This window comes from Nodularia harveyana UHCC-0300 (assembly GCF_034931085.1).
Lineage (GTDB): Bacteria > Cyanobacteriota > Cyanobacteriia > Cyanobacteriales > Nostocaceae > Nodularia > Nodularia harveyana.
This window is the reverse complement of the sequence record NZ_JAYGHG010000007.1, coordinates 58927-79305: the sequence shown is the minus strand read 5'-3', so window position 1 is coordinate 79305 and position 20379 is coordinate 58927. Positions and strand designations below refer to the sequence as shown.

Annotated in this window: 17 protein-coding genes; 9 read left to right on the top strand and 8 right to left on the bottom strand. The window is 38.8% G+C overall.

The genetic code is table 11. The features are described 5' to 3' along the window. Window positions 1-7: 7 nt before the first annotated feature. From VB620_RS06830 to VB620_RS06805, 6 genes are all read left to right on the top strand, one after another. Entirely contained in the window at window positions 8-1210 is a 1203-nt protein-coding gene (locus VB620_RS06830; RefSeq protein ID WP_323195389.1) for a glycosyltransferase family 4 protein, read from the top strand. 63 nt (window positions 1211-1273) lie between these two features. Next, the gene (locus VB620_RS06825; RefSeq protein WP_323195388.1) at window positions 1274-2380 is read left to right on the top strand and encodes a glycosyltransferase family 2 protein; all 1107 of its coding nucleotides are present in this window, start codon (window positions 1274-1276) and stop codon (window positions 2378-2380) included. Between the two features lie 21 nt (window positions 2381-2401). Then, window positions 2402-3670: a glycosyltransferase family 4 protein gene (locus VB620_RS06820; RefSeq protein ID WP_323195387.1), complete on the top strand. Its 1269-nt coding sequence runs from the start codon at window positions 2402-2404 to the stop codon at window positions 3668-3670. A gap of 108 nt (window positions 3671-3778) precedes the next feature. After that, a complete protein-coding gene (locus VB620_RS06815) occupies window positions 3779-4969 on the top strand; it encodes a glycosyltransferase family 4 protein (protein ID WP_323195386.1) in 1191 nt (396 codons plus the stop codon). Further along, a complete protein-coding gene (locus VB620_RS06810) occupies window positions 4966-5880 on the top strand; it encodes an ABC transporter permease (RefSeq protein WP_323195385.1) in 915 nt (304 codons plus the stop codon). Before VB620_RS06815 ends, VB620_RS06810 begins: the two co-directional genes overlap by 4 nt. A 3-nt stretch (window positions 5881-5883) precedes the next feature. Next, window positions 5884-7176, top strand: coding sequence for an ABC transporter ATP-binding protein (locus VB620_RS06805; RefSeq protein ID WP_323195384.1), 1293 nt, complete (start codon window positions 5884-5886; stop codon window positions 7174-7176). A gap of 110 nt (window positions 7177-7286) precedes the next feature. Here VB620_RS06805 and VB620_RS06800 read toward each other — a convergent pair whose 3' ends face one another. The 4 genes from VB620_RS06800 to VB620_RS06785 are packed head-to-tail and all read right to left on the bottom strand — an operon-like array spanning window position 7287 to window position 12024. Continuing rightward, window positions 7287-8468: an LpxL/LpxP family acyltransferase gene (locus VB620_RS06800; protein WP_323195383.1), complete on the bottom strand. Its 1182-nt coding sequence runs from the start codon at window positions 8466-8468 to the stop codon at window positions 7287-7289. Beyond that, a complete protein-coding gene (locus tag VB620_RS06795; protein ID WP_323195382.1) occupies window positions 8465-9544 on the bottom strand; it encodes a prenyltransferase/squalene oxidase repeat-containing protein in 1080 nt (359 codons plus the stop codon). Before VB620_RS06795 ends, VB620_RS06800 begins: the two co-directional genes overlap by 4 nt. A 28-nt stretch (window positions 9545-9572) precedes the next feature. Beyond that, window positions 9573-10601 (bottom strand): UbiA family prenyltransferase, encoded by a 1029-nt coding sequence (locus VB620_RS06790; RefSeq protein ID WP_323195381.1) that lies wholly within the window; start codon window positions 10599-10601, stop codon window positions 9573-9575. Between the two features lie 46 nt (window positions 10602-10647). Next, the gene (locus tag VB620_RS06785) at window positions 10648-12024 is read right to left on the bottom strand and encodes a cytochrome P450 (RefSeq protein ID WP_323195380.1); all 1377 of its coding nucleotides are present in this window, start codon (window positions 12022-12024) and stop codon (window positions 10648-10650) included. Window positions 12025-12370: 346 nt separating this feature from the next. On the opposite strand from VB620_RS06785, the gene VB620_RS06780 reads away from it, so the two are divergent. Together VB620_RS06780 and surE are read left to right on the top strand one after the other, a co-directional pair. After that, a complete protein-coding gene (locus VB620_RS06780; protein WP_323195379.1) occupies window positions 12371-13099 on the top strand; it encodes a DUF1995 family protein in 729 nt (242 codons plus the stop codon). A 268-nt stretch (window positions 13100-13367) separates the two neighbouring features. Next, window positions 13368-14048 carry a 5'/3'-nucleotidase SurE gene (surE, locus tag VB620_RS06775; RefSeq protein WP_323195378.1) on the top strand — a complete coding sequence of 227 codons (681 nt, stop codon included), beginning with the start codon at window positions 13368-13370 and terminating at the stop codon, window positions 14046-14048. Window positions 14049-14102: 54 nt separating this feature from the next. On the opposite strand, the gene VB620_RS06770 is transcribed toward surE, so the two are convergent. Next, window positions 14103-15854, bottom strand: a complete 1752-nt coding sequence (locus tag VB620_RS06770; RefSeq protein ID WP_323195377.1) for an ABC transporter ATP-binding protein — start codon at window positions 15852-15854, stop codon at window positions 14103-14105. Between the two features lie 179 nt (window positions 15855-16033). Then, complete coding sequence (locus VB620_RS06765) at window positions 16034-16771, bottom strand: hypothetical protein (RefSeq protein ID WP_323195376.1); 738 nt, start codon at window positions 16769-16771, stop codon at window positions 16034-16036. A gap of 304 nt (window positions 16772-17075) precedes the next feature. Here VB620_RS06765 and galE point away from each other — a divergent pair, with 304 nt between their 5' ends. Beyond that, window positions 17076-18074: a UDP-glucose 4-epimerase GalE gene (gene galE / locus VB620_RS06760; protein ID WP_323195375.1), complete on the top strand. Its 999-nt coding sequence runs from the start codon at window positions 17076-17078 to the stop codon at window positions 18072-18074. 113 nt (window positions 18075-18187) lie between these two features. Here the strand turns inward: galE and VB620_RS06755 are convergent, their stop codons facing one another. Both VB620_RS06755 and VB620_RS06750 read right to left on the bottom strand, forming a co-directional pair. Then, on the bottom strand, window positions 18188-18823 hold the full coding sequence (locus VB620_RS06755) for a hypothetical protein (protein WP_323195374.1): 636 nt from the start codon (window positions 18821-18823) through the stop codon (window positions 18188-18190). Then, window positions 18801-20033, bottom strand: coding sequence for an urease accessory protein UreH domain-containing protein (locus VB620_RS06750; RefSeq protein ID WP_323195373.1), 1233 nt, complete (start codon window positions 20031-20033; stop codon window positions 18801-18803). Before VB620_RS06750 ends, VB620_RS06755 begins: the two co-directional genes overlap by 23 nt. Window positions 20034-20379 lie beyond the last annotated feature (346 nt).

The window sequence follows — 20379 nt, the reverse complement described above, 5'->3', positions numbered from 1 at the left end:
AATATTTATGAAAATTCTGTTAATTACTGATTATGCTACCCCGACAGGAGGGGCTGAAATTCTGACTATTGCACTTAGAGATGGATTGCGATCGCGCGGTCACGATGCACGGCTATTTGCAAGTTCTGCCCGTCCCATGAACTCTGAGAGCCAAGCTGACTACCACTGTTTTGGGACAACATCTAGTTTTCGTACTCTATTACAAACAGCTAACTTTTGGGCTTTTGGGAAATTAAAACAAATCCTCGCAGAATTTCAGCCTGATGTAGTTCACGTAACCATATTTTTGACTCAACTTTCACCCTTAATACTACCTCTACTCAAAAATGTGCCGAGTCTTTACTATGCTGTTTGGTATCGATCTATTTGTCCCACTGGTACTAAAATTTTACCTAATGGAACAGCTTGCCAAGTAAAAATGGGTATGAATTGTTACCAGAATCATTGCTTACCTTTGTGGGATTGGTTGCCATTAATGATACAAATGAAATTGTGGCAACATTGGAGCAATGCCTTCAACTTGTTTGTAGCTCCTAGTCAAGCCGTAAAACAACATTTAATGGCAGCAGGTATTAATTCCGTCGAGATAGTTTGGCATGGTACACCAATTCAACCCCAACGTCCTCCCCTGTCATCACCTGCAACAGTAGCATTTGCGGCTCGACTGGTGAAAGAAAAGGGAGCAGAGGTGTTGTTAAAAGCTTTTGCCCTGGTGGTAACTCAGATACCAGAGGCAAGGTTATTATTATTGGGAGATGGAGCCGAAAGAGAAACTTTACATCAGCAAATCATTGACTTAGATATTACTACTAACGTCTTAATATATGGTTTTATGTCACGGATAGAGATGGAAAAATTATTCTCTGTTGCTTGGGTACAGGTAGTTCCCTCTCTTTGGCCAGAACCGTTTGGTACGGTTGTGATTGAAGCGATGATGCGTGGAACCGCAGTGATAGCAAATGCAATTGGTGGACTCGCTGAAATCGTTGAAAACAATGAGACAGGCTTGCTTGTCCCCCCTGGAGATTCACAAGCTTTAGCAGATGCGCTGCTAAAAATACTCCAAAATAAGGAATTAGCAGAACAAATGGGTAAAAGAGGCAGACAGTTGGCTATTGACCAATACTGTCAAGATAAGTATGTCGAGAATTTTCTTGAGTTATACCAAATTCTTCATGCTAATTATCCATCAATAAAACAACAAATATGATTTCCAGCAAATCTTAGTAGTTAATAAAAAAATCGTCATTTTTTATATATTGAAACAATAGTAATGATTAAACAGGGTTTTCTGAATTTCCAAATTCTCGTAGAAATATTAAAGCTTTTGAGCAAATTTTTCTTTTATTTTGTTACGCGATCGCAAGAAATTATAAAAGATAAAATAAGCTTTCAAAAAACCAATAATCTTCCCCAAATAATCAAATTTCTATTAAGGATTTACCCTCTTCCAGGCTATCAAATGAGTTCAACTCTAAATGGTTATCTGGGAACTACTATTAGGAACATCTGGAAGAATCGGAGAAAGCCAGATATTATCAAAGTTGTCAAAGAATATGGAAGCAAGGTCATTCATCCTGAAGTTTCTATCATTATTCCTCTCTATGGCAGAATAGACTTCATGAAGTATCAATTAGCTCTATTTGCTGATGATCCCGACTTTCAAGACAATGAGTTGATCTATGTTCTAGATGATCCTCGACTATATCAGGATTTTATTGATTATTGTGATGCACAAGCCGTCACTTTCCAAGTACCATTTAAAACAGTCTATTCAGGGGCGAATTTAGGCTACTCAGGGGCAAACAACTTAGGGGTATCTGTTTCTAGTGGACAGCTAATCCTTCTTTTGAATTCAGATGTGATGCCCATAGGATCGGGTTGGGTTTCATCATTGGTCAATATATATAAGAGTCTTAATAATGTAGGAGTAATAGGAGCTAAATTACTTTATGCAAATGGAAGTATTCAACATACTGGCATGAAATTTATCAACTGTAGCCCTTGGGGTGATTTATTCATTAATTACCATCCACGTAAAAAACAACCTAACTTTCCTGAGATTGACTCTAAACCACAAAAGCTACCGGCAGTAACAGGGGCTTGTCTGCTGGTCTCTCGGCAATTATATGAGCAAGTTGGTGGTCTAGATGAAGAATATATTATTGGAGATTATGAAGACTCTGATTTTTGCTTGAAATTACATACCCAGGGATTTGAAAATTATTATATACCTGATATAGAACTATTTCATTTGGAAAGACAATCCTTATCTATTCACCAGAAAAATGAGGAACTATGGCGAGCAAATTGCACCAAGTATAATTGTTGGCTTTTTAATCAAAAATGGGGACAATATATCAGTGATAATCATCTTTAATTACCAATTTATGTAAATAATATGCTAAACAGAATAAAAATTCTAATCATTTCTCATGGACATCCGGCAATAATCAAAGGAGGTGGAGAGATTGCTGCTTATAACCTCTTCAAAGAATTAAGAAGCCGTGATAATTGTGATGTTGTTTTTCTCGCCTATAAACAAGGTAAACCTATTTATTCTTCTAGCGTTTTTGAAACCTTTAAATCTGATGGTTCTGAGATATTAATAACTGGAGGATACTTCGATTATTATAATTTTTCTCAGTTAAACACTCGATTACACCATTGGGAATTTCGCAGTTTTATAGAGTCTTTTGCGCCTGATGTTATTCATTTTCACCATTACATACATCTGGGACTTGAATTTATTAGAGAAGTTCGTAAATACTCAAAAAATATCCCAATCTTGATGACACTACATGAATATCTAGCAATTTGTAATAATGATGGACAAATGGTAAAAACATTTAACAACCAGTTATGCTACCAATATGAGCCTGATAATTGTCATAAATGCTTTCCCGATAAGAGTGCGGAAGACTTCAAACTTAGAGAGCTTTATATCAAATCCTTCTTGAGATTGGTTGATTTATTCATCGCCCCTAGTAATTTTTTGCTGGAAAGATACGTGACCTGGGGCATATCTAGATCACGAATAATTTATTTAGACTATGGTCAACCAGTGATTCTTCCAACCCCACCCAGAACCCTAGCTGTTGGTGAACAGAGAAACCACTTTGCTTACTTTGGACAACTCAATAAATATAAGGGAATGCTTGTACTACTAGAAGCTATAGAAAAACTGACACCAGAAATACGAACAACTATCTCTTTAGACATTTATGGATCTAATTTGGAATTGCAACCAAAATCCTTCCAAGATAGCTTTTGGGTATTGCTCGACAAAACCAAAGATTGTGTTCATTACCATGGACTTTATCAATCCGAAGAATTAGCTAGATTAATAGCAAATATAGATTGGGTAGTTGTTCCATCAATTTGGTGGGAGAATGCTCCTTTAGTGATAGAAGAAGCTTTCATGCACAAAAGACCAATAATATGTAGTAATATCGGTGGCATGGCTGAAAAAGTTGAACATGAAAAGTCAGGATTAAATTTTAGGGTTGCTGATTCTACAGATTTAGCTGAGTGTATCACCAGAGCAGTGACCGAAGAGGGTTTATGGGAAAAGTTATCTAATGGAATATCACCACGTTTAACTATTCAAGAGGTTGCAGATAAAACTTACCAGATATATGTTGACAAATTACAAAATACCATTGCATGAACTGATATCAAAAATACAAAATAGTTAACTCAAGTTATAAATTAATCAACAACAAGCTAGAAATTTTTTATAAATAGGATAGAGGAAGATTGTCTCAATATAATAACAATGAAAGATCAAAGCCTTACTCAGAAATTTGTTTTTATCAGTTCTTGCTGCGAACCTTGGGGAGGTAGTGAAGAACTTTGGTTTGAATCGGCAAAATATTTAAAAAATCTAGGTTATGTAGTTACTGCTTATAAGAATGGGGTAAATACAAATACTCGATTTAAACAATTGAAAGCTGATGGAATTAAGGTCAAAGATATAAAATACTTAGTTCAACTCCTACGCAAACTAGACTTTTTACTGGTTTCTAATCATCCTGTTTTATCCCTGTTCATAGTCTTCAATAAATATATACTCAAATATTTACAAGCATCTTTAGTAGTAATTTCTCAGGGGGAAAATTTCGATGGAGTAGAAATTGCCAAGCTTTGTCTTAGGCTCAATCTACCCTATGTGATCATCAGCCAGAAAGCATCAGATGCAGTTTGGAAACATGGTATTACCCATAAATTAATGCAAGATGTCTATGTTCAAGCCAAATATTGTTTCTTTGTATCTAAACACAATTTGTCTTTAACAGAAGCTCAAATTGGCTATCATTTGCCCAATGCTGAAGTTATCAGAAATCCTCATCGAGCTATAATTCAAGAAGCTTTACCATATCCCAAACTAGAAAATGATTGTTGTAAACTTGCTTGTGTTGGTCGTTTCTGGATTTTAGATAAAGGACAAGATATTTTATTAAGAGTTCTCGCTCAAGACAAGTGGCAAAATCGTCATTTACATATCTCTTTTTTTGGACAGGGAGTTGATCGAGATGCACTGATGGATATGGCCAAACTTTTGGGAATTAAAAATGTTAGCTTCCCTGGTTTTGTAGAGAATATTCTAGATATTTGGCATCATCATCACGCCCTGATTATGCCTTCTCGTGCAGAAGGTTTACCCATAGCTTTAGTAGAAGCAATGATGTGTGGTAGACCAGCCATCGTCACAGATGTAGGAGGTATTTCAGAAGTCCTAGAGGACAATATCACAGGCTTTATAGCTCAGGGTGCTTTTTTTGCAGCAATTGATGAAGCTTTGGAACGAGCTTGGCAACGTCGTTATGAGTGGGAATATATTGGCAAGGAAGCATCTATATCTATTAGGGAGATAATTCCACCCCATCCAGAACAGATATTTGCTGATAAGTTGGTACAATTATCTACTTTGGAGGTTAATTCTGCGCCTATAGGAGATAGAACATGAATTTGCGTCCTTCTCAGAATGATAAAAGTAGTAGTAATGTATCTGGTTTTGTCAAGATTAACAGTGCTAGAAGTCAGTTATTTTCAATCAGAGCATTTTTGACAGGTGCATGGCTAGATTTACGCTCATCGTCGGGATTTGCTAAACGGCTGTTTTTACAAAATATAGCTCAACGTTATCGTTATTCATCTCTGGGACTGTTTTGGGCATTTGTACCTTCAGCTTTAATAGCCATCTTACTGACATTAGGACAGCGCGATGCTGCAACGCCCACCTTTGGCGATCGCATTCCCCTTTTAATGGTAGGTACAGTGCCACCACAAGTTTATGGTATCTTTGGGCTAATTATGGCACAAACGTTTCTGGAAGCATTAAATATTCAGCGCGTTTCACTTAATCAATACATTCACCTATTGGTCAGACAAAAAATTCCTCTAGAAGCTATCATGATGGCTGGTTTGGCAGAATCCACTTTTGGTTTCTTGATGCGGTTGCCAGTGTTGATTGCTATTCTTTTAGTTTTTAATATCAATCCTGCTTTGACATTTCCTCTCGCTTTTTTGGGTATTGCCTCAATTATTAGTTTCGGATCTGGATTGGGTTTATTATTAGCTCCTTGGAATGCTTTAAGTAAAGATTTAGAAAATGTTATGCAGTTTTTTCCTTGGATTATATTTCTGGTTACTCCTGTATTTGTGGTTATACAACCAGGAAATTGGCTTTATTCTTTACAGCAATTTAATCCACTCACTTATCTATTTGAAGGGACAAGATTTCTAGCTTATGGTGTGGGTACAGTTAATACTTTAGTTCTATCTATATTAATACCTTTAACTGTAATTTTAATTTTAGTAAGCTGGTTATTTTGTCGTTTATGTTTACCTTATATAAATGAGCGATCGCTAAATTAAATCATGGAAAAGATACTATTAGAAACAAGACAGCTATCAAAACGATTTTGTCGAGATCCCAAGTTATCACTTCGCTATACAATTGCAGATATTTTCTGGGAATTTCGCCGTAAACCAGAAGGAGAAAATCATCTACGTCCAGGTGAATTTTGGTCTGTTTACGATGTTAATCTACAACTGAGAGCCGGGGAAGTTCTAGGGTTGATTGGACATAATGGTGCGGGGAAAAGTACATTAATTAATTTAATTACGGGAATTTTACGCCCTACTATAGGTGAGGTGACATGGCATACTAATCAAGTGATAATGATCGATAATCAATCTGGATTAAATGGTGTGCAGACAGGGCGAGAAAATATCTACAATAAACTATCAATGTATGGACTTAGTGAACAGCAAATTAAGAAAAATATTCATGACATTATTGACTATTCGGGTATTCAAAGCTTTATTGATGCCCCTGTGGGTACATACAGTACAGGAATGAAGTTGAGGTTAGCATTTTCTATTTATACTCAATTACAACCAGATGTTTTTATTATAGATGAAGCTTTAGGAGGGGGAGATATTCGCTTTCAGCAGAAGTTTCAAACTTATCTCAGAGACTATATTAAAAAAGGTGGAGCTATATTACTGGTTTCTCATCAAATGTTTCAAATTAAATCACTTTGTCACCGTGTTGTTCTTTTCAATCAGGGACAAGTACATAACACTGGGGAACCTGATGAGATAATTCACGCTTACAACGAATTGATGGAAACAAGAGAAAATTATACAACTAAACAAGAAACTCTGTCAGGGACTATCGAGACAAATAATATTCGTGCTGAAAATATAGATAAAAATTTAGTAACTAGAGAGAAACAGGACACAGTTAAAATTGAACAAGTAGAAGTAATTGCCCTCAATGGAGAAGAAATTTTTCCAGGTAGCAAAGTTGAACTTCGGATAATTTGCCATTCAGAGATTGATAACTATCCTATCAATATCAATTTCGTTTTGGGAAAAGATGGATTATTCCCTATCGCCATTATTTATAGTCATTATGGTGAACAATGTTATAAAATAAAGATGGGGGAAAATAATTTTAAATGTACAATAAATGAATTACCTCTCTTGCCAGGAAAATATCAATTAAAAGTAGTGATAGTAGAAGATGGTAATCTTGATTTATTAGCACTGAAGGGGGAACAGGATGAACCCTTTTTCTTTGAAGTAAAAGGCTTAGTAGATCCTGGAATGAATTTGGCTCGAAGTTATAGATGCTTATTTCATATTCCAGTACAGTGGGAATAAAAATATTAGGTGTATTAAAATATTTTGAATAGATAACTGAGCATGGCCAGAAAAAAGAAAAGATAAGATTGCTACTTTTGATACTAAAAAAATTTTATCAATGTTTGTTTCTATTTTGGAACCGTAAAATATGGCAAATCATCCAACATCAAATTGGAAAAATCTTTTTTCCATACTTTTTCAAGATAATTAGCATATTGTTCAACTAGATTGCTTATTTTCTCTTGTTTACTGCCTTCAATAGTTTGAAAAGGCTCCATAAATTTAACCTCAATTTGACCGGTAGAGGTTAAGGAGATATTAACTGGCATACATATACTGTTTGTTGTTAAGGCCATTTTAGCAAAACCAGGTTGAAAGAGTCGGGGACGATTGAAAAATGGGTAAATCAATGCTTTTTTACCAGTAAAAATTGCATCAGGAGTTATAATGACAATCCCTCCTCTTTTTAAAATTTTGTGACATTTAAAGGTTTGTCTCTTTAATCCTTTTAACCGATCTTGCCCCATTTCTTCTGGTATCATTTCCTCGATCCAGTCATCAGATAAAGAAAGTAATTGAAGTGCTTCTTTATGTGTTCCAATTATTCCCATATTTTTTTCTAAATTTGCTCGATAAAGAATCAGAATAATCAATAAAACTAGAACTGAACGATTAGTCAGCAAAATTACACCTTGCTTTTGTTGATAGATTTTTTGAAAATTGGAAAACCCTATAATCTTTACCCAGTGGTTAAAAGATATATGATTCATTTGTGATAAAGCAATGTATTTCCAACGAAGCCAACAGTTGTTAATTAAACTTTGTTCTATGATATCGTTCTCAGAAATTACTGAGTGATCCATCAAGATCAAGAATTCTTTTATCAAGGCTACTTTATTGTCAAAAAAACGGTTTCTAACCCATGTTTTTTGACAAAACCACTTTAAGAAAGTATGTCCAATACCATAGGGTAATACCCAAGATTTACTCGTGGGAATATAATTGGAAAAAAGATAGGATAAACGTCTATTTAATCTGTATCTTTTTTCGGAATTTGTTAGATGCTTATCAAGAAGTATATCAAATATCTTATGGTGTCCAAAATCGTTCAAGTATTGTTTCTCAGTTAGTAAGTAACTTGGTTGTGAAAAATCAATAATTAAATCATTGGAGGTGATATAAGATTCAGTAAGAGGTGACGTTGCTTTTCCTAAAAAAAAGCTGATAATTTCTGATATTATGTACCACAAAAAAAACTGAAAAGCAAGTATTATTTTTGCTTTTTTTAGAACAAAATCTTTAAATCTCACTGAGCAACCTCCAATAAAAAAGATTTGGCTTGTTGATATCTTACTAATGCTTCAATACAGAAACTAGTTGTTAACTCTGCTGAACCATACCAAGAGTTCTTCTGATTACTACCAAAGTAAAAAATAATATTAGGCCAATTACCACTGTCTTCCTGTGTATTTAGTAAGAAACTAATGGCTTTATCCAGAGTTGGTGTTAGATGGCTGAAATTAAGCAAGGTACAAGCTGCCAAAGCCGCATTTAGCGGATCATCATAGCTGGCATTTTCTAATCTAGATATGATCTTTTCTTTTAAAACTCCCAGTCTATTAATACCATTAAAATAGGCACGAGAGATAAAATAGTAATGACCAAAAACCAAAGAACAAAAATAAAAATCAGATTCTTCCTCTTTGCCCTTAAGAATCACATCAATTACATAATCTATAGCTTTTTGGGTTTCCTCAATTTCGCCTAAATAAAGAACAAGATTAGTATTTGGTTCTAAATCAATAACATTTTTGGTTATAGTTGGAAAAATTTCCCACCATTTTAAAGCAGATGGGTATTTTAGCCGATAATTGAACCAGTATCCAGTATGAGTAAACAACATAGAAAAACTAGGTATCAACCAGTTGGAAAACAGTCCATCTTGGTTACGATTAGCTAAAAGTAGTTTTTTATTATTTAGAGATATACCATATTTCGTTAAAATAAACGACACACAGGATGTATCACTTATATCGGGTAGTGAGGTAAAGGCACGAAGATAAGGATTTTTAGATGGATAATAATGCCAAATCCCAGGACGTACCATATTGGACAAAAGGAAGTTCAATCCTTGGGAAATCATCTCTTTAACCTTAGGAGTTTCCCGAAAGGAAAGACAATAAATAATTAAGGCAGTGGAGTAATTACAGCTATCAAAATAGCAAGTTGTCCTTGTACATCCCTCTACACTTGTATCTCTTTTTTCCGTCAGATAAGTTGCAAATTCACCATCAGGAAGTTGACTAGACCAAAGAAAATTGATTGCCCGATCTATAGCAGTTTCTAACGATAAATTATCCAATAATAATTCAGGCTGTTGTTTCATTTTTTTAGACCATTTAAAAACAGGTAGATTAATTCTTTAATTTACGGTAATATGCAGGGATATCCCATGTCAACAACCCACGAGCATCTCTGCACCACCACCAGATGCGACTTGAGTAGAATATGACATAAATCCCTAAAAAAATTAAATTGATTGGGTCTTTCTCGATGGCTAAATATATAGCTCCTAATGGATAAAATATGTCATAATATTCAAATAAAGCCAAGCGGTCATTGCCAGAAGGCTTAACAATAATAATATTTATTTTCCAGAAATAATGCCGGAGATATTCTGTTATTAAATAAACTGACAGTAAAATCCAAATTAAGGGGTGATGAAAGAAAAACAATATCCCCATGAGTGCTATAACCTCTGCTGGGAACACAATCCATTTCCCCAATCTCTGTAAGGTCAGAGGAGAATTACTCACAGCGAAGGTATTAACCCCAGCACCAAGATCATTTTCAATATCTTGTAATTGATGCCACAAAATACTTCTTAATCCGGCCGCCAGAGACCAAACACCAATCAAAATTAACCAGATAAACGGTAGGGGTTTATGTGCATTGTTTCCTATCCATAATACGGCAAACAAATGTGGCAGGAAACTTTCGCCTAATGCTATTGCCAAAACACCCCAAAATCCCCGTTTCTTTAGGCGAATTGGTGGTATTGAGTAAAGGGCAAAAACCAGCCAATTACTCACATAAATTCCCAAAATTAAAGGGGTATGCCTGAGAAAAACTAATACTATTAACCCTGGTAAAATAGTAGCTATTAAAACAGAAGTAATAAAAAGTGGAGATCTGCCAAACATATAATTAGTTTTTCCACTGATATGATCTTCTTCTGCATCACAAATATCATTAATTATGCTTGCGAAAGTTGCATCTAGAACTAGGGCAATTAAAAGGAAAATTAAAGCAGGCCAGAGAGTGAATAAAGATACATCTAAAATGGCAGATGTAGCGTAACCACTTCCTAGTATTGCTCCTAGTTTGTACACCCACCAATCTTTTGCCCTGATTACAGCAGCTAACTTTTCTAGTTGAATCATGAATTTACTTAGCATGAGAAAAAATTATTGTATTTTATAAAAGCATTTACTTGCGATATCCTATGACTTTAATAGGTACACCTCTGTTAGGTGTGAGAATTACCCCGCGACGCTTAGGTATTTCCCTTCTACTATCTGTTAAGGCAAATTCGTAGCGAGACAGTAAGGTTACTAAGGCTACTTTAATCTCAAACATAGCCAGAGCTTCCCCTATACAACGCCTAGCTCCGCCGCCAAAAGGCATAAATTCGTAAGGGCTATATTTGCGTTCTAGGAAGCGTTCAGGTTTAAATTTATCTGGTTCCGGATAAATATCCTCTCTTTGGTGTAAAAGGTAAATACAGCACATAATACGGCTATATTTTGGCAATTTATAATCGAGTATATCTAGATCCTGCTGCGCCACTCTGGAAAATGTAAACACAACGGGAGCATGAATACGTAAGGTTTCATTACAGACTGCTGTTAAATAGGGCAGGGCAACAACATCATTTGCTGTATATTCCTCGCCTAAACTATCTATCTCCTGCAAAACCCTCTTTTTTACTTCTGGTTGGCGATGTATCCAGTACAGCGCCCAAGCCATTGTTGTAGAGGTTGTTTCCAGTCCTGCTAACAAGAGTGTGATTAGTTCATCTCTGAGTTCTTGTGGGGTCATGCCCTGACCTGTTTCATCTTTAGCTGTCATCAACAATGACAATATATCAGTTCTATTACTTTGAGTAGAATCGCTAGAACGTTCAGAGATTTCTCTGTAGATTAGATCATCTAACTCTTCTCGATGACGCAGAAATTTTCCCCACAGACCCCAATCTTTTTGGAGAAATTTTAAAAATAGAAAACCTGAAGTAAAGGGGGAATTAAAAGTATCAAATATATAAATTAACAGTTGTCTGATCTTATCATAGCGATCTCCCTGATAAAGACCAAATACTGCCTGCATAATTACCTGCAAAGAAATATCTTGAGTAAGTTCAACTGCCTTAAAACTAATATGGAAGGGGTTTTTGGCGATCGCCTCAGTAGTTAATTTGGTTACTAACTCTCCATAGACCTGTAACCTTTCTCCGTGAAAAGGTGGCATCAAAAGTCGGCGACGAAGTTTGTGTTTTTCCCCCTCCAACATAACCACTGCACGATCACCTATGAGAGGTTGGAGGACACCAATACCATCACCTGGTGAAATCAATTCTTTGCGATCGCCCAAGGTGGGCGTATCCCCATCGTGAGTTAATATGTATTGTATTAGTTTAGGATTATTGACAAATATCAAGCGTTGATTTGCTCCAATCCCGTTGATGTCTGCCTCAAAGATATCGGGGCTATATTTTTGGCAATTTTGTAGATAAGAAACAGGGTCAATGATCCATTGGATGAACTGTAACCATTGAGGAGCCTTAACTATAGGTACTTCTTTTGGCATGATAAAGTCGTTATAAAAAAATAGGGAGTGTCATCTTTTCAGATCGCTTAAAATATTTCGGATATCTTCTGAGTTTATGTCATAGCTGTAATTGTGTGAAATTATATCTCGCCAGTCACGGTATAAACCCAGAGGCGGTGGGAAAATGAGGGATTTAGCTGTTGCTGTTGCCAAAAATCCTGAAACAATGGAACTATAGCAGGGAACAGGGAAGAGGGAACAGGGAACAGGCTCGCCCTGAGCGTAGTCGAAGGGCTGGAAACTCTTTAATTGTGAGGGTTTCATGATCTGTTTCTGTCCTAAACTCCTTGGCGGTTGCTATAGAAGCTAAATTTATATCTAAACTATGCCTGAACTTCCCAAGAGTCTCGAAGAAGCGATCGCGCAATCTCGTATAGCCACCCAAGCAGCCCTTGCAGATGGCTACAGTCGCTTACAAGTTGATTTTTTGTTCCCAGAACTAAAACTGATGCCGGTGGCGGTACAATTTTTGCCGATGTTTGCAGAATATGATTCCCGCCTGAAGGTTTTCTTTCCTGATGCTGGTGCGGCGGCTTTAGCTAAACGTGATTGGGCTGATACACCGTTTAAAATTTTGGATATCGGTACTGGTCGGGCGGCTTCTCTACAGTCGAAAATTCAGCCAGAAGATGAGATCTTCTTATTTATTTCGCCCACGGCGGTGGAAGTTCCCCAAGTGGAAAAGTTATGCGAAGATATAGGCGATCGCCCTTTTGTAATGTTAAATCCCCGCCTGGAAGATTCTGGGGTAGTGGGTATTGGTTATACAGCCAGACAAACCCGCCAGCGTTTCATTAGCACTATTGAATCTTGTTATTACCTGCGTCCTGTGGATGATACCACGGCTGTATTTCGCTGCTATCCGGGATTATGGGAGGTATGGGTTGAAACTAATGGCGAGTATGAAAAAGTGGCAGAATTACCCAAAAGACCCACCGGTGATGAGTTGGATTTAATTATGGGACAACCACAAACAGCCTCAGATGGTACACCTGCGAAAAAGCCGAGCATATTTAAGGGTTTACAACGGTTTTTTAAAGCTTTGAGTAGTTAATATCATCTCCGTTTAATTAGTTACGAGTACCACAATCATGTCACCCCACCCCCAACCCCTCCCCGCAAGCGAGGAGGGGAGATATAGCAAAGGTTTGGTAGGTTTTCGCGTTTCGTAATTATTCAATCGGACTTGATATAACCGCAGTCCAGAAATGATTCACCACGGATGTTAGTTGATATCTGTGGTATTGCACGCCCAGGAGGTTAGGACATAAACCGATAATAAAACCCAGTCCCTACTCCCTACTCCCTACTCCCTCCCCTCTATGACTATAATGCTCACCAATGACGACGGAATTGATGCTCCTGGCATTCAAGCTCTGTTTCAGGCTATAAATGGTGAAAACATCATGATTGCTGCCCCTAAAGACCATCAGTCAGGATGTGGGCATCAAGTTACGACTACTTCTGCAATTCATTTGCAACGCCGTTCGGAAAATAAATATGCGATCGCTGGGACTCCGGCTGATTGTGTGAGAATTGCTACCAGCCACATTTGCCAAGATATCAAATTTGTACTTTCCGGTATTAACGCTGGGGGAAACTTGGGCGTAGATGCTTATATTTCCGGTACTGTGGCGGCGGTACGGGAAGCTGCTACCCAAAATATTCCCGGAATTGCGATTTCCCAATACCACAAAGGTAGACAAACTTGGGATTGGAATGTGGCTAGCCAGTGGACTGCTAAAGTTTTAGCCGATTTACTCCCCCGTCCCTTGGAACCAGGAAGTTTCTGGAATGTGAATTTGCCACATTTACAACCGGGAGATCCTGATCCTGAGATGGTATTTTGCCCACCTTGTACTAAACCTTTACCGATAAACTATCGCATGGAAGGGGATAATTTCTATTATGTGGGGGACTATAGCCAACGCGATCGCACCCCTGGGAGTGATGTTGATGTTTGTTTTTCTGGTAATATCGCCGTCACTCTGTTAAAAGTCTAATTTTTAGCAGGTGCAACTGAGATACTTTTGTGCTGCACCTGCTTTACTTGTACATTAACGTAGTAATTCTTCTACTTGATGCTGACTCCACAAATTTTTATAGAGACCCTCTGTTTGCAATAGTTCTGAGTGATCACCTATTTGGACAATTTGACCTTTATCCATCACCAAAATCCGGTCAGCCATAGCCGCCGCAGATAGCTGATGAGTAATAAAAATAATGGTTTTACGTCGGGAACCACTAGACAGATTTTCGAGAATTTGTGTAGCAGTTTGATTATCGACGCTGGAAAGGGCATCATCTAAAATTAAGATGGGGGATTCCATCAACATCGCTCTAGCTAAGGAGGTACGTTGTCGTTGACCACCAGAAAGAGTTATACCCCGTTCCCCAACAATGGTTTCATATTGATCGGGAAAATTAGTAATCTCTGCATCAATCTGGGCTAGTTTAGCTACAGACTCCACATCTTGTAACTCACTAACTGGGTCTCCGTAGCGGATATTATTTTTAATTGTGGTGCTAAACAAGAAACTATCTTGAGGAACGTAGGCGATCGCCTGACGTAAATCTGCTAATGATATCCTGGTAATATCGACATGATCGAGAAACAATTGTCCCGGCGCAATATCTAACAAACGCGGTAACGCATTGGCTAAAGTTGATTTACCAGAACCAATCGCCCCCACAATCGCCACAGTTTCCCCAGGAAAAATTGTAAAGTTGACCTGATTTAAAGCTGAACTAGTCGCACCAGGGTAAGTATAGGTGAGATTTTCCGCCGTCAGTTCTCCTTTAATCTCATTCCAGGGTAAATCTATAGTATCGGCTGCGTCTTCAATTTTCGGTTCTACAGACAGAATCGACTCTAGACGATCAATACTAACTTCACCACGTTGATAAGCAGTAATGGTGAAACCTAATAAAGCCGTGGGAAAAACTAGACGTTCGACATAAATTAGTAGCGCCAAAAAGTCGCCCACAGCCAGGGTTCCCGTGGATATTTGTGTCGCCCCCAGCCAGATAATTACCAGAGAACTGAGATTAGCTAAACCGCCAATTAACGGAAACAGTATATTACGGCTTTTAGCCAATTTTACGTTAGCCGCCAATAGCTGCTGATTCTTGTCGGCAAAAGCCTGACGCTCATTTTCTTCTTGGGCGTAGATTTTAATCAGCGCTATCCCACTGACATCTTCTTGAATGAGTTCACTCATCTCAGATAATTCTTCTTGGACTATACCTTGTTGGTCGCGGAGGCGATCGCTAAATATATGCACCAACCAGAACATAAAGGGATACACAGCCAAAGAAGCCAGTGTGAGATTCACATTAATTGCCAGCATGACTGGTAGGGTGAGAGCATAGGCAAACAGAGTATTTGCTAAACTCAGTACCGCAAAACCCAACAATCTCCTGACATTTTCCACATCACTGGTAGCACGATTAATTAAATCCCCAGGAGTATTAATTTCAAAATAGGCAGGTTCTAGCCGCAGTAAATGTTGAAAAATCCGTTGTTTGAGATCAAATTCTACCTGTCTTCCTACCCCAAATATCCAGATGCGCGAAGCCATCCGGATCAGCCACATGGAGGAAGTGAGCAAGACAATTGCTACCACATAATATAATATGTCCTTGAAATCAAAGCTGTCCGAAAGTTCGTCAACGGCTGAACGAATCAACCAGGGGATATAAACACCCAGCCCATTGACAGATAATAAAGCGAAAATGCCTAATGTAGTTTCCCGCCAATGGGGACGTAAATAAGCACCGAGTTTACCAAGCCGTCGAAATTCTGCCATTAAAGGGATCTTGCAACTTAATCTTCTAAGATTGAACTGCGGATAAGTTTGTATTTTATGGGAATTTGGGCAGTCCGCCCTACCTTACTTTAGCGAATTCAGATTAAACCACAGATGCAGACAGATAAAAACCGATCAAACATCTGTGGTTACCATTCTCAGAGGTTAAAGTTACTTTTCTAATTAGGTGTTTGATTACCACGCAAGAAAAAGTAAATTTGGCTGAGATAACTTTCCCAAACTTGAGTTGTGAGTTGCAGAGTTTCTGCACTGGGTACAAAGTCTTCAATTCGCAATCCGCGAGTAGCAATTTCTTGGGGAGGAGTTTGGGACAGGTAAGGTGGAACATTCACACCCAAAGAGTTGAATGCTATGGTTGTATCTGGATTCAGCAAGGTAGGATTGCCCGGCACATCGGAAATTATCGTCGGGGTAGTGGCTGGATTCCATGCTACCAGAGCCTCTTGTCCAGAACTGTCAAGTCTGAGATCCGAAACTAGACGATGATTCTGAATAATTTGCTGAGTGGCGAAGCTGGGATTACCAAGGATAGCGATAGGCGCACTCACCAGAAAGTAGGCGATCGCAGGTGTACTCGCCAACAGTAAAATTGTCAACGACCAACCCAACAAATAACCGCCTGGTTTATCGATTCCGCCGCCCTTAATTTTTTGAGCCGCAAACATCAGTAGTAAAACAGAAGCCCCCAAAGGTTTCAGGGGAAATGATACCACCTTCCACAAAGATGCCACAGCTGGTTCAGTAGGGTTAATAAACGACAAAGCTAGGACAACCAAGACAATGACTAAAACTAATCTCCCAATAAAGGTTCCAGAAGGATAAAATCTTTGGAACAGAGAGTATACAACAGTGCCAATCAACAGCCACAGCAGTACTCGACTTAGCAATAGAAACATAGATTAACTCTCAAATTTTCTGGTGCTGTGAGCCAGTTGTAAACAGGAGTTTCCTCCATGAACAACTGACACACCCGTAAGGGTTAGCCTCGATATTTTCGGCATAAAATGTATTTTCTCGTCAAATTGTAATCGTACTATTACTTGAGAGCAAATACCTCCAGCCCATTACCACAGACTACCGCCGTAGTGATTTTAGTGCAATTTTTCCCCACTGCGTGTATTATTTTTGATTTTTAGGATGAGTAATGTAGCACCAGTAAACTCAACTCATTGTGTAGTTATCAACTCTAAAGGAAAAACTATGTCGTCTGAACAGCCCAGCATCTTAGTTACAGGGGGAGCAGGATATATTGGTTCCCATACTGTACTTGCCTTGAAGCAAGCCGGTTATCAAGTCATCATCCTCGATAATTTGGTTTATGGGCATCAAGATTTGGTAGAAAAAGTTTTGCAGGTAGAATTGGTAGTAGGAGATACAGGCGATCGCCCTTTATTAGATGATTTATTTAAAACCCGTAATATCACCGCCGTTATGCACTTCTCCGCCTATGCCTACGTAGGGGAATCGGTAACAGACCCGGCTAAATATTACCGTAATAACGTTGTGGGTACTCTGACGCTGTTAGAAGCCATGCTAGCAGCCTCCATTAAAAAATTTGTGTTTTCTTCCACCTGTGCCACCTATGGAGTCCCAGAAATCGTACCCATTCCCGAAAACCACCCCCAAAACCCCATTAATCCCTATGGGGCTACCAAACTGATGGTGGAACGGATTCTGTCGGATTTTGATATTGCTTACGGTTTAAAATCAGTCCGGTTTCGCTATTTTAATGCAGCTGGCGCTGATCCTACTGGATTACTAGGAGAAGATCATCAACCAGAAACCCACTTAATCCCCTTAGTCTTACTCACAGCTTTAGGTAAAAGAAAATCTATTTCTATTTTTGGCACAGATTATCCCACCTCTGACGGCACTTGTATTCGTGATTATATTCATGTCAGCGACTTAGCAGCAGCCCATGTTTTAGGATTGCAATATCTCTTAGAAGATGGCGACAGCGAAGTTTTTAACTTAGGTAATGGTAATGGTTTTTCCGTCAAAGAAGTAATTGCAGCTGCTCAAACAGTTACCGGATTGAGTATACCAGTGACAGAATGCGATCGCCGTCCCGGAGACCCTCCATCCCTCATTGGTAGTGGCGAAAAAGCTAGAAAAATCCTCAACTGGCAACCACAATACCCAGACATCAAAGATATTGTCACTCATGCTTGGCAATGGCATCAACACCGACACGAGTAACAGTAAACAGTTATCAGTAAACAGTAAACAGTGTTCAAGGCGATTTACTCAGGGGTTTCCACCCAACTATCTCTGATAACTGATAACTGATAACTGATAACTGATAACTGCTCTCATTCTCCTTTCTTCCCCCGCAGCACAAAAAACACAATACCCAAAACTAGGGAAATCACCCCAACTAGCAGCATAATATTGGAACCTGATGTAATCTCCACTTCTTCAGTCCCGATATTATTGCCATCTGGCACATTTTCGGGATTTCTGACTGTTCCACTAGCCACAGTTACCTCAAAATCAAATTGAAACGGTTTAAAACTCGCCTCAGTCGCCGGTTTACCACTGAGCTTTAACTGATACCGTCCTGGCTTCGGGAAAGTAATTTCAGCACCCGGAATACCTTGATAACGTTCAACGGCTACAGGTTCTAAAGATGGCTCAATTAAAGCTGGTTCCCCCGGCGTATGGGGTTCAGCATAAATCAATAATTCACAATCACATTCCGTTAAAGGAACCACCTCACCACCTTTACGTGTCAGCGCAAACCAAGCTTGAGAAGGTTCTCCAGCACGAGGATTATCATTCGGCTCAATGTGGATAGTAGCACCCACATCTTCTGATATTTGCACCTGATGGGCAAAAATAGGATCAGCAGTAGTTATTGAAATGAATAAACAACTCAAAAATAGAAAAACATAGATAATTCTTCGGCTGTTACCATACTTCTTACTACGATTTATTTGGGGGTACATAAAACTTCTCTATATTTAACATTGACCAAAACAAAGGTGAACGCACCAATAACACCACCAAGGTGACAATTACTATTAACACTACCGCTAATTTATTTGCCCATGTTGATTGCAATGAACCAAAATAATGGGAACCAATCAATACAGCATGAATGGTACTTAAGAGTAAAGCTGGTACACTCAACAGATGAATATATCGCCAAAGCTTACCCAAGTATTTTTGTAGTGATTCAAAACTTGTCAAAGCTGCCGGGGTAATTAACACTAATGCTACAGCACCCGCCGCCATGCCCCACTGAAAATCTGGCGGTAAGAACCAGAAAGCCCGAAATTGCCACTGCAAGGAATGTTCAATGCTATGGGTGGTATGAACCACAGCCAGGACAAAAGCACCCACTCCCAACCCCCGACGGTAACGCAAAGGTGAAGCCCATAGGCGGCTGATGGGACGGGCAATTAGTGCCAAGATTAGGCAGATTAAAGCGGCGTGTCCACTGTAATCTACCATTGTGTCACCAGTCCGCAACAAAGTCAGTATGCCAATGATTAATGTTACCCAGCCGCCTAAGCGAAATAACTGACTGCGCCGATCTTTATTCACCAAAGAAGTAGAGACACCTACACCTAGCATCGTGGGTAAAGTTCCCATACCAAAAGCCAACATGGTGGCTGCACCCATCCATAAATTACCAGTTTCCGCCGCCTTAATTTGGGCTGCATATAAAAAACCACAGGGCATTAAACCCCAGGTCATGCCTAAAAGCATGGGTGTCCACCATCTAGTTTTAGAGGAAAGCTTCAGCATCCCTGCACTAAGACGCTCATGTAAACGTCCTTGTAGTAACGGATGTAACAGAGGGATTCGTGGTAGTAAGTCTGGTGTTACTTGTCCTAACCCAAACCAAATTAGCATTAGCCCCGTAATAATTGCCATCCACCGCCGGAAATCACTGCCTACACCTGCAAACTGTCCACCTTGCAGTAGTACTGAACCCAGCGCCCCTATACCAGCACCTACTAAAGCGTAACTCAACAGCCGCCCCAGGTTAAGTAAGAGATGAAATTTTAATTGCTGTCGCCACTGCGGTATTTTGGCTGCTGTTTGCTGCTGAGAAAGGGAAAAGGCGACGGTTAGGGGGCCACACATCCCAAAGCAATGGCCAAAGCTGCCCAGGAAACCCAGGATGGTGATGAGTGACAAATCTAGCATTCTGATAAATTCTGGCGGCAGGTTTCTAGTGCGGAAATTTACCTTAAGTTTATGGCTTTGTCAAAAGACGAGTTGTCAAACTCTGTGTTCGTCTGTGGTGAAATTGATTCTATGGCTACGCTTGTAGAAAATTGATTATTGCACTTTCCATGACTGGAAATAAAAACTGGAAATTGACAAAAAGGAGTTGTAGCTTAACTAGAACAGGACTTACGCAATAATTGCCAAAAATCTTGATTTATCCAACCGCCAAGCCGCCTTCGCGTAGCGTCTCCCCTTGGGAGAAGAACGCCAAGAAAACTTAGATTATGCCTAAGTGCTATAGAAGCAAAAATTTTACAAAGCT